15 protein-coding genes are annotated in these 12,971 nt (G+C 70.9%); 3 read left to right on the top strand and 12 right to left on the bottom strand.

What is annotated here, in order from left to right:
• Positions 1–13 precede the first annotated feature (13 nt).
• The 7 genes from ACFYP4_RS29505 to ACFYP4_RS29535 all read right to left on the bottom strand — a co-directional run bounded on the left by ACFYP4_RS29505 (position 14) and on the right by ACFYP4_RS29535 (position 5,397).
• On the bottom strand, positions 14–433 hold the full coding sequence (locus ACFYP4_RS29505; RefSeq protein WP_358850625.1) for a lasso RiPP family leader peptide-containing protein: 420 nt from the start codon (positions 431–433) through the stop codon (positions 14–16).
• A gap of 159 nt (positions 434–592) precedes the next feature.
• Positions 593–1,783, bottom strand: coding sequence for an ROK family transcriptional regulator (locus tag ACFYP4_RS29510; RefSeq protein ID WP_388789494.1), 1,191 nt, complete (start codon positions 1,781–1,783; stop codon positions 593–595).
• Between the two features lie 270 nt (positions 1,784–2,053).
• Entirely contained in the window at positions 2,054–2,626 is a 573-nt protein-coding gene (locus ACFYP4_RS29515; RefSeq protein WP_358850627.1) for a dihydrofolate reductase family protein, read from the bottom strand.
• A gap of 269 nt (positions 2,627–2,895) precedes the next feature.
• Entirely contained in the window at positions 2,896–3,090 is a 195-nt protein-coding gene (locus tag ACFYP4_RS29520) for an antitoxin (protein ID WP_358850628.1), read from the bottom strand.
• 92 nt (positions 3,091–3,182) lie between these two features.
• Positions 3,183–3,572: a VOC family protein gene (locus ACFYP4_RS29525; RefSeq protein ID WP_358850629.1), complete on the bottom strand. Its 390-nt coding sequence runs from the start codon at positions 3,570–3,572 to the stop codon at positions 3,183–3,185.
• A gap of 196 nt (positions 3,573–3,768) precedes the next feature.
• The gene (locus ACFYP4_RS29530; protein ID WP_358850630.1) at positions 3,769–4,995 is read right to left on the bottom strand and encodes a cytochrome P450; all 1,227 of its coding nucleotides are present in this window, start codon (positions 4,993–4,995) and stop codon (positions 3,769–3,771) included.
• Between the two features lie 162 nt (positions 4,996–5,157).
• A complete protein-coding gene (locus ACFYP4_RS29535; RefSeq protein ID WP_388789498.1) occupies positions 5,158–5,397 on the bottom strand; it encodes a hypothetical protein in 240 nt (79 codons plus the stop codon).
• 428 nt (positions 5,398–5,825) lie between these two features.
• On the opposite strand from ACFYP4_RS29535, the gene ACFYP4_RS29540 reads away from it, so the two are divergent.
• The 3 genes from ACFYP4_RS29540 to ACFYP4_RS29550 all read left to right on the top strand — a co-directional run bounded on the left by ACFYP4_RS29540 (position 5,826) and on the right by ACFYP4_RS29550 (position 8,275).
• A complete protein-coding gene (locus ACFYP4_RS29540; RefSeq protein ID WP_388789501.1) occupies positions 5,826–6,350 on the top strand; it encodes a hypothetical protein in 525 nt (174 codons plus the stop codon).
• 201 nt (positions 6,351–6,551) lie between these two features.
• Positions 6,552–7,307, top strand: coding sequence for an alpha/beta fold hydrolase (locus ACFYP4_RS29545; RefSeq protein WP_358855992.1), 756 nt, complete (start codon positions 6,552–6,554; stop codon positions 7,305–7,307).
• Entirely contained in the window at positions 7,304–8,275 is a 972-nt protein-coding gene (locus ACFYP4_RS29550; RefSeq protein WP_388789504.1) for a BTAD domain-containing putative transcriptional regulator, read from the top strand. The genes ACFYP4_RS29545 and ACFYP4_RS29550 overlap by 4 nt, the downstream gene beginning before the upstream one ends.
• On the opposite strand, the gene ACFYP4_RS29555 is transcribed toward ACFYP4_RS29550, so the two are convergent.
• The 5 genes from ACFYP4_RS29555 to ACFYP4_RS29575 all read right to left on the bottom strand — a co-directional run.
• On the bottom strand, positions 8,233–9,021 hold the full coding sequence (locus ACFYP4_RS29555; RefSeq protein ID WP_358855994.1) for an ABC transporter permease: 789 nt from the start codon (positions 9,019–9,021) through the stop codon (positions 8,233–8,235). The two genes, ACFYP4_RS29550 and ACFYP4_RS29555, sit on opposite strands and share 43 nt — an antisense overlap.
• Positions 9,018–10,019, bottom strand: a complete 1,002-nt coding sequence (locus ACFYP4_RS29560) for an ATP-binding cassette domain-containing protein (RefSeq protein ID WP_388789507.1) — start codon at positions 10,017–10,019, stop codon at positions 9,018–9,020. The genes ACFYP4_RS29555 and ACFYP4_RS29560 overlap by 4 nt, the downstream gene beginning before the upstream one ends.
• Positions 10,020–10,306: 287 nt before the next feature.
• Positions 10,307–11,149 (bottom strand): DUF4097 family beta strand repeat-containing protein, encoded by an 843-nt coding sequence (locus ACFYP4_RS29565; protein WP_358855996.1) that lies wholly within the window; start codon positions 11,147–11,149, stop codon positions 10,307–10,309.
• Positions 11,150–11,230: 81 nt separating this feature from the next.
• A complete protein-coding gene (locus ACFYP4_RS29570; RefSeq protein WP_358855997.1) occupies positions 11,231–11,749 on the bottom strand; it encodes a hypothetical protein in 519 nt (172 codons plus the stop codon).
• A gap of 343 nt (positions 11,750–12,092) precedes the next feature.
• Positions 12,093–12,971 (bottom strand): alpha-isopropylmalate synthase regulatory domain-containing protein (locus ACFYP4_RS29575; RefSeq protein ID WP_388789511.1); only part of this gene is annotated, 879 nt, incomplete at its 5' end.

Here is a 12,971-nt window from a genome sequence, read left to right on the forward strand (position 1 = left end):
GCTGTCCGCGGTCTCAGTAGTAGTACTGGGCGTTGGCGTCGGCAGCGCCGCTGGGGGAACTGCCGAGGGTCACTTCGCGGACGTGGCCGAGGTCGACCAGCATGGGCGGCTCGTAGGCTGCCGGTTCATCCGGGGACGGCTCCGCGCCGGGCCCTGCCGTTTGTCGCTGGTATCCGGAATCCTCGTGCGGGGATACGGCAATAGGCTCGTAGGTCATGGGGCCGCCTCGGGTCTGGGGCATCGGCTGCCCCGGAAAAAAAGGGTCGGAACGAAAAGACGCGTGCGCCCGCGATTCGGGCAGCGCCGGGCCCAAAGTGTAGCCATTTCCCCACCGCGCCCGGTGCCGAACCGGTCCGTCGGCGTCAGTGCGCCGACCTGGCGGTTCGTGTCTTTCGTGCCCGGCGGACGGAGGATTTCCCGTTCCCGCTGTCATGTCCGCGAGCTCTGCGCGGACTCATTCGACGTATGCCGCTCACTCATTTGAAGAGGCACGGCGGTGAATCGGGGACCATTGCCGTCATATCGAAGCTGGGACGGTGCGGGGAGGGAGCCGGACTGTCGAGCGTCCCCGGGGGCTGTCCCTTCGCGGGTCTCAGGAGCTGCCCGCGTCCTCCTTGCCGCGGAGTCCCAGGACGAGGGCACCCTGCGCTTCGGCCTGGGTGCCCAGTTGGCTGAGGGCGAGGGTGAACTCGGAGCTTTCGGCGACGGCGCCGGGCAGCGCGAAACGCCGCAGTGACTCGTTGCAGCCCTCCAGCAGGAGCGGGCACTGGGCGAGCTGACCGCCGATGACGACGAGGTCGGGGTTGAGCAGGTTGCACAACTGGGCCAGGGAGTGGCCAAGGCGTCTTCCGGCGTCGTGGATCACCCGCATGCAGACCGCGTCCTGCCCGTTGGCGGAACTGATGACCTGCTCCAGCGTCTCCGGTGCGGGCGCGCTGTTGCGGGCGCGCGCGGCGCGGACCTGCGCGATCAGCGCGTCGGCGCCGATCACCGTCTCCAGGCAGCCGCGTCCGCCGCACTGGCAGACCGCGCCGTCCGGGTCCACGGTGAGGTGCCCCAGCTCCCCGGCCATGCCGCCGTGGCCGCGCAGCACGACGTTGTGCACGATGATCCCGGCGCCGACACCTGTCGACGCCTTCACGTAGACCACCGTTTCGGCGTTCTCGCGTGTGCCGTAGGTCTGTTCCGCCAGGGCGCCGAGGTTGGCGTCGTTGTCGATGAAGCCGCGCACGCCCAGCCACGAGCCCAGGTCCTTCGCGGGGTCGTCGCCCGTTCGCCAGGGAGGCAGGACCGGCGGGGTGAAGTCGCCGGTGCGCGGGTGGATCATCCGGGGGACGGCGATGCCGAGGGAGAACACGTCGGACCGCTGCCGTCCCGTTCCCTCGATCGCTTCGTCGATCATCTGCCTGACCTCGGGGAGAGCCCGGTGCCAGCCCCGGCTGACGCCTTCCGAGCTGACCCGCGAGGTCACCTGGTCGAATTCCTTGTCGAGTCTGCGGGCGACCACGGTCGTGTGGTTGAACCCGAGGTGCACTCCCACGCCGACGTCGTGCACCGGCGACAGGCAGACCTTGCCGCGTTCCTTGAGGCCGGGCACGAGTCCGGCCGCCACGAGTTCGCGCACCGAGGCCGACACCGTGGCCTGCGAGAGCAGGGTGCGGTGCGCGATGTCGGCCTGGGTTCCGGACTTGATCGCCACGGCGAGCAGTACTTTCCTGCGGTTGGCCGTCCGGGTGGGTCCGGCCGCCGGAAGCCGGCCTAAAAGATCACGCGCGTCCGCCATTGGTCCCCCAGCCGTGGTATCCGCACTCGATTTTTTTATGATCGAAACGGAAATAATACCAGTCGGACCTTCAATTCGAACCGGCTTCGGCTTCGAATAATGAGGGGATCAATGGGGCCGTTGGGGCGTCCGGATACGCGCATTCGATCTGCCCGGCGGCCAGAACTTGGCTGAAATTGTCGGGATGGAATCGATAGGTTGGGCATTTTTGCGTTGTGTGCTCAGCCATCGATCACTGTTGACCGGGTGGGCTCGCCGGGAGCCGTCGCGTCAGCGGACGACGTCGAAGACGTTCTTCTGGAGGCCGTTGGCGTACGCCTCGTGTTCGACGAGCTTCAGCTTCTGGGTGTCCTTGTCCGTGGTGCTGAACAGGCGCTTGCCCGCGCCGAGCAGCAGCGGGAAGACCAGCAGGTGGTAGCGGTCGATGAGGCCGGCGTCGGAGAGGCTCTGGTTCAGGGCGGCGCTGCCGTGCACGATGATCGGGCCGCCCTCGGTCTCCTTCAGCGCGGCGACCTCGTCGAGCGAGCGCAGGATCGTCGTCTCGCCCCAGTTCGTCACCAGGTTCTCCTCGGCGAGGGTGGTGGAGACGACGTACTTCGGCATCACCTTGTAGTCGGCGAAGTCCTCCATGCCGGGCCACACCGGGCTGAACGCCTCGTAGCTGACCCGGCCCATCATCATCGCCGCGGCTTCCTGCTGCTCCCGGCCCTTGATCTCGAACGCCTCGGGAAGGAACTCCATGTCCTTGAAGGTCCACCCGGCGTTCCGGTAACCGGGCTCGCCGCCCGGCGCCTCCACGACGCCGTCGAGGGAGATGAAGGCGGTACTGATCAGGGTACGCATGTGAAGTTCCTCGATGTCTCGCGTCGCCGGCTCTCGGCAGGTCCGGAAGGCGCGCTTCTGCCGCGTCCACGGCTGCCGCGTACCCACCATGATCCATGACCGCGGACGGGGGAGAAACTCATCGGTCGTGGCCGGGGTGTTGGTGACGGCCCCGCCGACGTCCCGTCCGGAGACGGTCCGCGGGCCCCGCCGCGAGCCGCCCGGCACATCTGCTGCGACGAGCGCCCCCGGCGCAAGGTGCCGGGGGCGGGCTCGGGCTCGGTGGGGTGTCAGCGCTGCGTCGTGCCGTCGCTTCCGTAGGAGCGGCGTGCGGCGTCGGCGGCCTTGTCGGTCTGGGCGTCGTACTTGTCGCCCGTACGCTCATCGACCATCCGCTCGGCGCTCTCCACACCCTTGTCGGCCTGGTCCGGGTGGCTCTTCGCCATGTCCTTGGCCTTGTTCGCCATGTCACCCAGCTTGCCCATGTGATACCTCCCAGGACGGTGGATATGCCGTACCCAGCCGCAAGTACCCCATGTGCGGGCGGCAAACACACAGTGCACCGGCATGCGTCCGGTCAGGGGCGGCGGCTTGCCAGGACGCAGAACTCGTTGTTCTCCGGGTCGGCGAGCGTGACCCAGCTTTCGTCGCCGCTCTGGCCGACGTCGGCGTGGCGGGCTCCCAGGCCGAGGAGGCGGCGGACCTCTTCGCCCTGTTCCCTGTCGGTCGGGTTGACGTCGATGTGGAGCCTGTTCTTGACGGTCTTGCCCTCGGGCACGCGCGCGAACGTCAGCGTCGGCGGCACCGGGCCCGGGCGGTTCCTGCCTTCCGGAACCGCCGGGGAGCCGATGGTGACGAGCCCGTCCTCTTCGTCCTGCACCTCGTAGCCGAGGACCGAGCACCAGAATCGGGCCAGGGCGCGGGGATCGGCGCAGTCGATCGCCAGCTCGGTGAACTTGCTGGTCATGTCGGCACCTCCCGTCACGTGGCGGATCGGCCCGGCGGATCGCCGTCGGCACGACGTGGAGCCTATCGGCGGTGGATCATCCGATCCATCACCTTCCCCGGCCCGCACGGCAGTTGACCGGCGGGCGGCGGGCGGCCGGGGCGCTGTCCGGAGGGCGCCCCGGCCGGTTCCGGCCCCGTCCGGTGCGGTTCCGGGGTCAGGGAGCCGTTTCGGTCCAGGTGACCGGCAGTTCGTGGACGCCGTAGATGTTCATGTTGGTCCTGAGCCTCACTTCGCCTGCGGGGACGGCGAGTTCGAGGGTCGGGAAGCGGCGCAGCAGTCCCGCGAAGCCGGCGCGCATCTCGAGTCGGCCCAGTTGTGCGCCCAGGCACTGGTGGATGCCGTGGCCGAAGGTCAGGTGGCCGCGGGCCTTGCGGTGGATGTCCAGGGTGTCGGGGTTGTCGAAGTGCGCGGGGTCGTGGTTGGCGGCCAGCAGGGAGACGACGACGGTGGAGCCCTGCTCGATCGTCTCGCCGCCGAGTTCGATGTCCTGTGTGGCGTAGCGGTAGAAGATGTCGGCGACGGAGAGGTAGCGCATGAGTTCTTCGACGGCGTCGGGGATCAGGTCGGGGTTCGCGCGCAGTTCGGCCGCCTGCTCGGGGTGCTCCAGGAGCGCGAAGGCGCCCAGGCCCAGCATGTTGGCGGTGGTCTCGTGGCCCGCGAGCAGCAGCAGGAAGGCGATGCCGGTCAGTTCTTCGACGGTGAGGTCCTCGCGGGCGGCCAGGTCGGACAGGATGTCCTGGCCGGGGGCGGCGCGTTTGCCGGTGACCAGTTCGCCGAGGTAGGTGGTCAGGCCGGTGTAGGCGGCGATCTTCTTCTCGAGGTCCACGTCCTTCTCCATGAACGTGGCGGTGTTGGTCTGGAAGCTGTGCCGGTCCTCGTAGGGGACACCGAGCAGTTCGCAGATCACCAGCAGGGGTACCGGCAGCGCGAACTCCTTGACCAGGTCGACCGGCGGGGTCAGGCGCGTCATCTCCTCCAGTTGCCGTTCGGCGATGTCGGTGATGCGGCTTTCGAGTTCCTTCAGGCGTTTGACGGTGAAGGCGCCGGTGAGCATGCGCCGCAGCCGGGTGTGGTCCGGCGGGTCCATGCTGATGAACAGGCCCGGCACCTGGGGGGAGGGTTCGGTGACGGCGGGCATGCCGGGGACCTCGTACGGGATGTGGAGGGGGCCGATGTCCTGGCGGGAGCTGAAGCGGGTGTCGGCCAGGAGCCGGCGGGCCGCGTCGTAGCCGGTGACCAGCCAGCCCTTGTGGCCGTCGGGGAAGACCATGGGGCTGACGGGGCGTTCCTCGCGCAGCCGGGTGATGTCGCGGGGCGGATCGAAGGGGCCCGCGTCGCGCTCCATGGGCAGGCTGTGGGGGGTGGAGGGCGTCTGGGTCATCAGGCTTTCCTCTCGTGGGGGCCACGGTCGCCGGCGGGGCGGACCTGCGGCGGCCTCGGCCGCGCCGCACAGGTGGCCCGGGCCGGGCCCGGGGCCGCGCGCGCAGGTGCGGCGGTGTCCGTGCCGGCGGCCGGAGTGGGGGCTGTGTCGGCTGGTGGTGGGTCAGGCGGCGTCGAGGGCTTGGGTGATCTTGTGGGTCATGGCGGTCTGGGCGGGGGAGGGCTGGTTCTTGTGGGCCTGGGTGGAGGCGTCGACGGCGACCAGGACGGTGGCGCGGAAGTTGTCGGCTTCTTCGGGTGCCTGCTTCTTCAGCAGCTGTACGGCGGCGGTCAGGGCGGGCAGGACGCGGTCGGCGAGTTCGGCGGTGGACTTGCCGCCGAGGTTGCCCACCGAGGACTTCACAGGGTGGTCTTGTCCTGGTCGTTGAGGGTGACCGACATGGGGGGCTCCTTCTAGGTCGTACGCCGCCGTGCCCGGCGCCGCTCCGATTTCGTGGCCCCATCATGGCACACAAGTGGCGCCACGGCGACTCGATCTGCGCCATGTGCAGGCCGTGACGAGTGTGCCGACCTGAGACGATCCGTAAAACCGCAGGTCATTTACCTGTCGGGCCACACCCGAAAAGGTCAAGCCGGCAAAGCAACGAGCCGCTATGGCCTGAATGTTCCGGACTCCTGACTCCACAGCGCCATGGGCAGCCGGGGTGGCACATAAAAGACTCCACACGACACCACTTGTGTGCCATGCTGGTGTCGTCCACAGCGCACTCCCCCGGCTTCGCAGCCTGAGAGGTGCGCGTTCACGGGGTGAGCCGGCAAAAGGGGCGGATCATGGAGACAGCACGGAGCCAGCAGCAGACGGCACCCGGCGCGTTCGCCGCCTTCGCCCGCTTCGTCCTGTGCGGCGGCGGGGTGGGGCTCGCCTCCAGCTTCGCCGTGGCCGCCCTCTCCTCCTGGATGACCTGGGCGCTTGCCAACGCCGTGATCACCGCGGCCTCCACGCTGCTGGCCACCGAACTGCACGCCCGCTTCACCTTCGGCGCGGGCCGGCGCGCGACCCGGCGCCAGCACGTGCAGTCGGCCGGGTCCGCGACGGCCGCGTACGCGGTGACGTGCCTGGCGATGTCCGTCCTGCAGCTGCTGGTGGCGGCGCCCGGCGCGGTGCTCGAGCAGGCCGTCTACCTGTCCGCCTCCGCGCTCGCCGGCGTCGCACGGTTCGCGGTTCTGCGCCTGGTCGTCTTCGCCCGGGGCCGCTCCCGGGCCGCGGCCACCGGGCCCGCCGCCCCTCCCGTGCTCGCGGCCGTGGCCCGGGCCTCGGCGCCGGCCGCCCCCGCGGCACTCTGCCACGCCGCCTGAGCCTTCCGGGCACGAAGACCCCGCGCGCGGGCGGGCCCCGTCGGCGGGCGGACGCTCGAGAACGCGTGCAGGGCACTTGGAGACCCGCTCGAACCGGCGGCCGGGGTGGCTGCCGGGCGGCTATCGTCCAACTCCCTACCCCTGCTTCCGGGATCCAGGTCCTTGGGCCGGGCGCCGGAGTGTCTCGCCGATGGAGTCGCCATGCCGCAGGCCGAAGAGCCTCAGCTGCGTCTGTTCGTGTTCCACCACTCCGGCGGCTCGCATCGGATGTACCGCGACTGGCTGTCCTGCTTCCCGGCGGGCTGGGACGTGCAGGTCCCCGACGCGCCGGGCCGCGGTCCCGGCGACAGGCGTCCCGCGCTGAGCGACACGGGCGCTCTGCTCGAGTACTTCCTGCACGAGCTGGACAGCCGGCTGACGGGCCGCTTCGCGTTCTTCGGTCACAGCATGGGCGGTCTCGTCGCGTACGAACTGACCCGCCTGCTCATCGACCAGGGGCGCACACCGCCGGTCTGGCTCGGCGTGTCCGCACGCGGCACACTGCACCCCGACGGGGACCCCACCCGCCGGCACCTGCTGTCCGACGAGGACCTGCGCCGGGAACTGGTGGCGATGGGCGGCACGTCGTCCTCGGTCCTGGACCACGAGGAACTGTGGGACCTGTTCCGGCCGACCATCCGCGCGGACCTGCGGATCAGCGAGACCTGGCGCACCCGGCCCCTCGCCGCGCCGCTGCCCGTGCCCCTGTCGGTGTTCGGCGGCCTCCACGACCACGTGGCGCCGCCGGAGCGGCTGGACGGCTGGGCGGCCGCCTCCGAGCACTTCCTGGGCCTGCACCTGTTCGACGGCGGCCACTTCTACTACCAGGACCGGCTCCCGGAGGTCGCCGGGCGGATCCAGGACGACGTGCGCCGCGCCCTGCTGCTGGGCAGGGCACCGTCCCGGACGACGCGGTGAGCGTCCTCGGTCTCGCCGCACCGGCCCCGGTGCGCGGCAGGTCGACCGAGTTCCGGCTGCTCGGCCCGGTGGTCGTGCACAACGGGGCGACCGGGTCCGGGATCGCGCCCTCCGGCGCCAAGCAGCGGGCCCTGCTCGCCACCCTGGTCATCCACGCCGGCGAACGCCTGCCCGTGGACCGCCTGGTGGAGGAGCTGTGGGGCGACCGGCCCCCCGCCAACGCACCGAACGCCCTCCAGGCCCACGTCGCCCGGCTGCGCCGGCTGCTGCCCGCCCCGGGCCACGCCTGGATCAGCACCCTGCCCACCGGATACCTGCTGGCCCTGGGCCACGCCTCGACCGACGTGGAGCGCTTCACCCGCCTGTCCCGCCAGGGCAGGGCCGCGGTCCCCGACGACCCCCGGTACGCGATCGAACTCCTGGGCCAGGCCCTGTCGCTGTGGCAGGGCCTGGCCCTGCAGGACAGCCGCCACGGCCCCATCTGCACGGCCGAGGCGGACCGCCTCGAGGAGCAGCGCCTGTCCGCGCTCGAGTCCCTGTACGAGGCGAGCCTGAACTGCGGCAGATACGCCGAGATCACCTGCGACCTGGAACGGCTGACCTCCGACCACCCGCTGCGCGAGCGTTTCTACGACCTGCTGATGACCGCCCTGTACCGCAGTGGCCGGCAGGCGGAGGCGCTCGGCGTCTACGAACGCGCGCGCCGCCATCTGGTCACCCTGCTCGGCGTCGAGCCGGGCCCGGCCCTGCGGTGCCGCATGGAGGCGATCCTCCACCACTCCCCCACGCCGGCGGCAGGGCGTCCCCGCCCGGTGGACCCGGCCGCGGAGATGGCGCACCTGCAGACCCGTATCGATCAACTGGTGCGGGACCAGAGGGCCTTGCTCCGCAGGGTCCAGGAAGCGGGCGAGGTCCGCCAGCCGGGCTACTTGGGGTCGCTGTTGAACTTCGAGGCGGACCAGAAGTAGCCGAGCGCCGCGAGGCCGGCGCACCAGGCGAGGGCGAGCCACCCGTGGTGGCCGATCCCGCTGCCGAGGAGGAGTCCGCGCAGGGTCTCGATGGCGGGGGTGAAGGGCTGGTACTCGGCGACCGGCTGGAACCAGCCGGGCATGGAGTGCAGGGGGACGAAGGTGCTGGAGATGAGCGGGAGGAAGATCAGCGGCAGCGCGTTGTTGCTGGCGGTCTCGGCGCTCGGGCTGACCAGGCCCATCCCGACGGCGATCCAGGTGAGTGCCAGGGAGAACAGCGTGATCAGGCCGAAGGCCGCGAGCCATTCCAGGACGGTGGCGTCGGTGGACCGGAAGCCGATGGCCACGGCGACGGCGCCGACGAGGACCACGCTCATGACCGACTGCAGGACGCTGCTGACGACGTGTCCGACGAGCACGGAGCCGCGGTGGACGGCCATGGTGCGGAAGCGGGCGATGATGCCCTCGGTCATGTCGTTGGAGACGGACACCGCGGTGCCGACCGTGGTGGAGCCGACGGTCATCAGCAGCAGGCCCGGCACGAGGTAGGCGATGTAGTCGGAGCGGTCGGCGCCGTCGCCGATGCCCGCGCTCATCGCGTTGCCGAAGACGTAGACGAAGAGCAGCAGCAGCATGACGGGCGTCAGCAGCAGGTTCAGGGTGAGGGAGGGGTAGCGCCGCGCGTGCAGCAGGTTGCGGCGCAGCATGGTGTTCGAGTCGCGGACGGCGAGGGACAGGGCGCTCATCGGCCGGTCTCCTTGGGCTGGTGGGGCAGGGTGTTGTCGGTCAGGGCGAAGAACACGTCGTCGAGGTCGGGGGTGTGCACGGTCAGCTCGTCGGCCTCGATGCCGGCGGTGTCGAGCCGGTCGAGGACGGAGCGCAGTTCGCGCTGGGTGCCGTCGCTGGGGATCTGCAGGGACAGCGCCTCGTCGTCACGGGCGGCCCCGTGCAGCACGGCGGCGGCCTGCTGGTAGGCGGCCGGGTCGGTGAAGCGCAGCCGCACGTGTCCGCCCGGGACGAGGCGCTTGAGTTCCTTCGCGGTGCCTTCGGCGGCGATCCTGCCGTCGTGGAGGACGGCGATGCGGTCGGCGAGTTCGTCGGCCTCCTCCAGGTACTGGGTGGTGAGGAAGACGGTGACGCCGCCGGTGACGAGTTCGCGGATGATTCCCCACATGGTGTGGCGGGAGCGGGGGTCGAGGCCGGTGGTCGGCTCGTCGAGGAAGATGATCCGGGGGTTGCCGACCAGCGTCATGGCGATGTCCAGGCGGCGCTTCATGCCGCCGGAGTAGGTGGAGGCGGGTTTCCTCGCGGCCTCGGTGAGGCCGAAGCGCTCCAGCAGCTCGGCTGTGACGCGGCGGCCCTCCTGCCTGGGCAGGTGGTGCAGGTCCGCCATGAGGAGCATGTTCTCCTCGCCGGTGATCAGGCCGTCGACGGCGGAGAACTGTCCGGTGACACCGATCGCGGCGCGTACCCCGTCCGGTGACGTGGCGATGTCGTGGCCCGCGACCTGTGCCCGGCCGCCGTCGGCGGTGATGAGGGTGGAGAGGATCTTGACGGCGGTGGTCTTGCCGGCGCCGTTCGGGCCGAGCAGGGCGAACACGGACCCGGCCGGGATGTGCAGATCGATGCCGTCCAGGACGGTCTTGTCGCCGTACGACTTGCGCAGAGCGGTGGTGGAGACGGCGGCCGGCGGCTGCGGGTGGCCGTCACCCTGCTTGGACATGGGCATGACAGAAGAAGGCATGGAGCCCTCCGTTCGAAGGGTGAAGTGGGCTGTGGGTGGGGCCGGTTGAGGAGGGGCACTCAAGGCCCCGGCTCGGCGCATGCAGGTGGCGCTCAGGCCTCGGCGCGGCTGAAACGGGTGGCGCTCAAGGCCCTGGCGCGGCTGAAACGGGTGGCGCTCAAGGCCCTGGCGCGGCTGAAACGGGTGGCGCTCAAGGCCCGGCGCGATGGGTGCGGGTGGCGCTCAAGGCCTCGGCGCGGCTGAAGCAGGTCGTACTCGTGTCTTGGCGCGGCGGACCGAGCCGGTGCTCAGGCCTTGGCGCGGCGGATGTCGATGTTGCCGTGCCGGGTGCGGGCGCGGACCTTGACGGTGTCCTCGGTCGCCTCTCCGCTCTCGGACACGGTGAGCGTGTTGCGCACCTGCCCGGAACCGGAGCTGACGTCGAGCCAGGCGGCGGTGCCCTCGCGGACGCCGACGTCGATGGCGCCGTAGGAGGTCTCCAACTGGACGGTGCCGCGGGCGACGTCACCGACGCGCAGGGTGCCGTGGGCGGTGGTGGCGGTGACCGAGTCCTCGGCGCGGGCGATGTCGATGTCGCCGTTGGCGCCGCTGACCCGCAGTTCGCCGGTCGCGGCGCCGACGGTGGTGGTGCCGTGCGAGTTCTTCAGGACGGCGGGGCCGTCGAGGAGGCCGACGCGCACGCTGCCGGAGCTGGTGGTGATGTCGGCGGCGCCCTCGACCCGGTCGACGGTGATCGATCCGTGCGATGCCTTCAGATGCAGCGGGCCGGTGGTGTCGAGGCGGACGTCACCGGAGGAGGTCTTCACGCGGACCTCGCCGAGCCGGCCCTCGCCGAGCACCTGGACCCAGGCGCCGGTCATGTCCAGGCGCGAGCCCGCGGGCAGTTCGACCGTGACGTCGACGGTGCCGGTGCGGCCGAACAGGTTGGACTTGGGTGTCCTGACGGTCAGTGCGCCGGCGCTGTACGCGACCGCGGTCTGGCCGGCGGCCCGCACGTCCAGGTCCTTCTTCGGGTCGCGGGGGCGCACCTCGACGACCGTGTCGGTGCGCTCGCCCGCGGTGAACTGGATGGAGCCGGCGTCCACGTGTGCCGTCACGGAGATCGCTGCGGGAGTGTCGAAAGAAGGCATGGCTGCCCCGTCCTCTTGGGTTCTCAGGGCGTCCCCGCTGGTGGGACGTGGTGTGGGTGAATCGGTGCGGGCGGGCCGCGCTCAGCGGACCCAGCCGGTGAAGCTCTGTCCGACGCTCTTGGCCTTCTCCGTCGTACGGGGCCGGGTGCCGCCGTCGACCGCGGCCGACACGGCCCGCACCAGCCACGCGTTGACCGACAGGCCCTCGCGGCTCGCGGCCTCCTCGGCGCGCGCCTTGAGGTGGGCCGGCAGCCGCAGGTTGACGCGGGCGGTGCCGCCCTCGTCGCCCTCGGCCGGGGCCGATGCGCGGAACGCCTCGGCGGGTGCGGCCGGCTCCGCGGGGGCGCCGCCGTCGGTGGGCGGCAGGGTCACCACGAAGTCGGGGTCGAGCCCGCGCAGCCGTACGTCGACCGAGCCGGGGGCGAGTTCGCGGGTGATCTCGTCCATCGCGGCGGAGAGCACGTTGAGCAGGGTCAGCCGCGTCGCCGACTCCAGGGGAACGGTGAGCCGCTCGGCCAGCTCGCGGGCTTCGTCACCGCCGGCTTCGGCGGCCACCGCGAGTTCGCGGCGGAGGGTGTCGACATACGGCGTGAGATCCATGGCACCATCATTGCACCACGGTGGTGCCACACGCAAGCCGTCTGGCGCCGTGTGAGCGAGGGACTTTCGGGACGATCTTCTGACCTGCGTCAACGCGGCGAGGGCGGTCCGGGCCATCGTGGCACCACGAGTCTTCAGGAGGCGTAGGCGGAGCCGAACGACGTCAGGTGGCACCACGTGGCGCCATGGGGGTTCACGAGGAGGCGTCCCGGCCAGTCGCCGGGCGCGCGGCGCGAAGTGCCGGTCGCATCAGGGCACTTGCCGGACCGGCACACCGGGGCGAGGGAGCCGGTCCGGCGCGGGGGCCTGCCGAAGGCCTTCACGGCCCCTCCCCCGCGGCGCGCTACGGGAGCGGCTGGACGCCCGCCCGCAGCAGACCGTACGTGTACGCGTCCTCCAGGGCCCGCCAGGACGCGGCGATCACGTTCTCGGCGACGGCGACCGTGGACCATTCGTCCCGGCCGTCCGTGGTGGAGATCAGGACGCGGGTGGCGGAGGACGTGCCGTGCCTGCCCTCCAGGATGCGCACCTTGTAGTCGACCAGCCCGAACTTGGCGAGCTGGGGGTAGATCTTCTCCAGGGCGACACGCAGGGCGCGGTCCAGGGCGTGGACGGGGCCGTTGCCCTCGGCGGTGGCGATGATCCGCTCGCCCTTGGCCCACAGCTTGACCGTGGCCTCGTTGGCGTGGGTGCCGTCGGGGCGGTCCTCGACGATGGCCCGCCGGGACTCGACACGGAAGTAGCGGGGGGCGCGGCCCTCGGCCTCCTCGCGCAGCAGGAGTTCCAAGGAGGCGTCGGCGGCCTCGTAGGTGTAGCCCTGGAGTTCGCGTTCCTTGACGCGCTCGACGACGCGGGCGACGAGTTCGCGGTCGCCGCCGAGGTCGACGCCCAGCTCCTTGCCCTTGAGCTCGATGGAGGCGCGGCCGGCCATGTCGGAGACGAGCATCCGCATGGTGTTGCCGACCTGTTCGGGGTCGATGTGCTGGTAGAGGTCCGGGTCGACCTTGATCGCGGAGGCGTGCAGGCCCGCCTTGTGGGCGAAGGCCGAGACGCCGACGTAGGGCTGGTGCGTGGAGGGGGTGAGGTTGACGACCTCGGCGATCGCGTGGGAGATCCGGGTCATCTCCCGCAGCCTGCCCTCGGGCAGGACCTTCTTGCCGTACTTGAGCTCCAGGGCGGCGACGACCGGGAAGAGGTTGGAGTTGCCGACCCGTTCGCCGTA

The sequence above is a fragment of the Streptomyces sp. NPDC005551 genome, from assembly GCF_042871785.1.
Classification (GTDB): Bacteria; Actinomycetota; Actinomycetes; order Streptomycetales; family Streptomycetaceae; genus Streptomyces.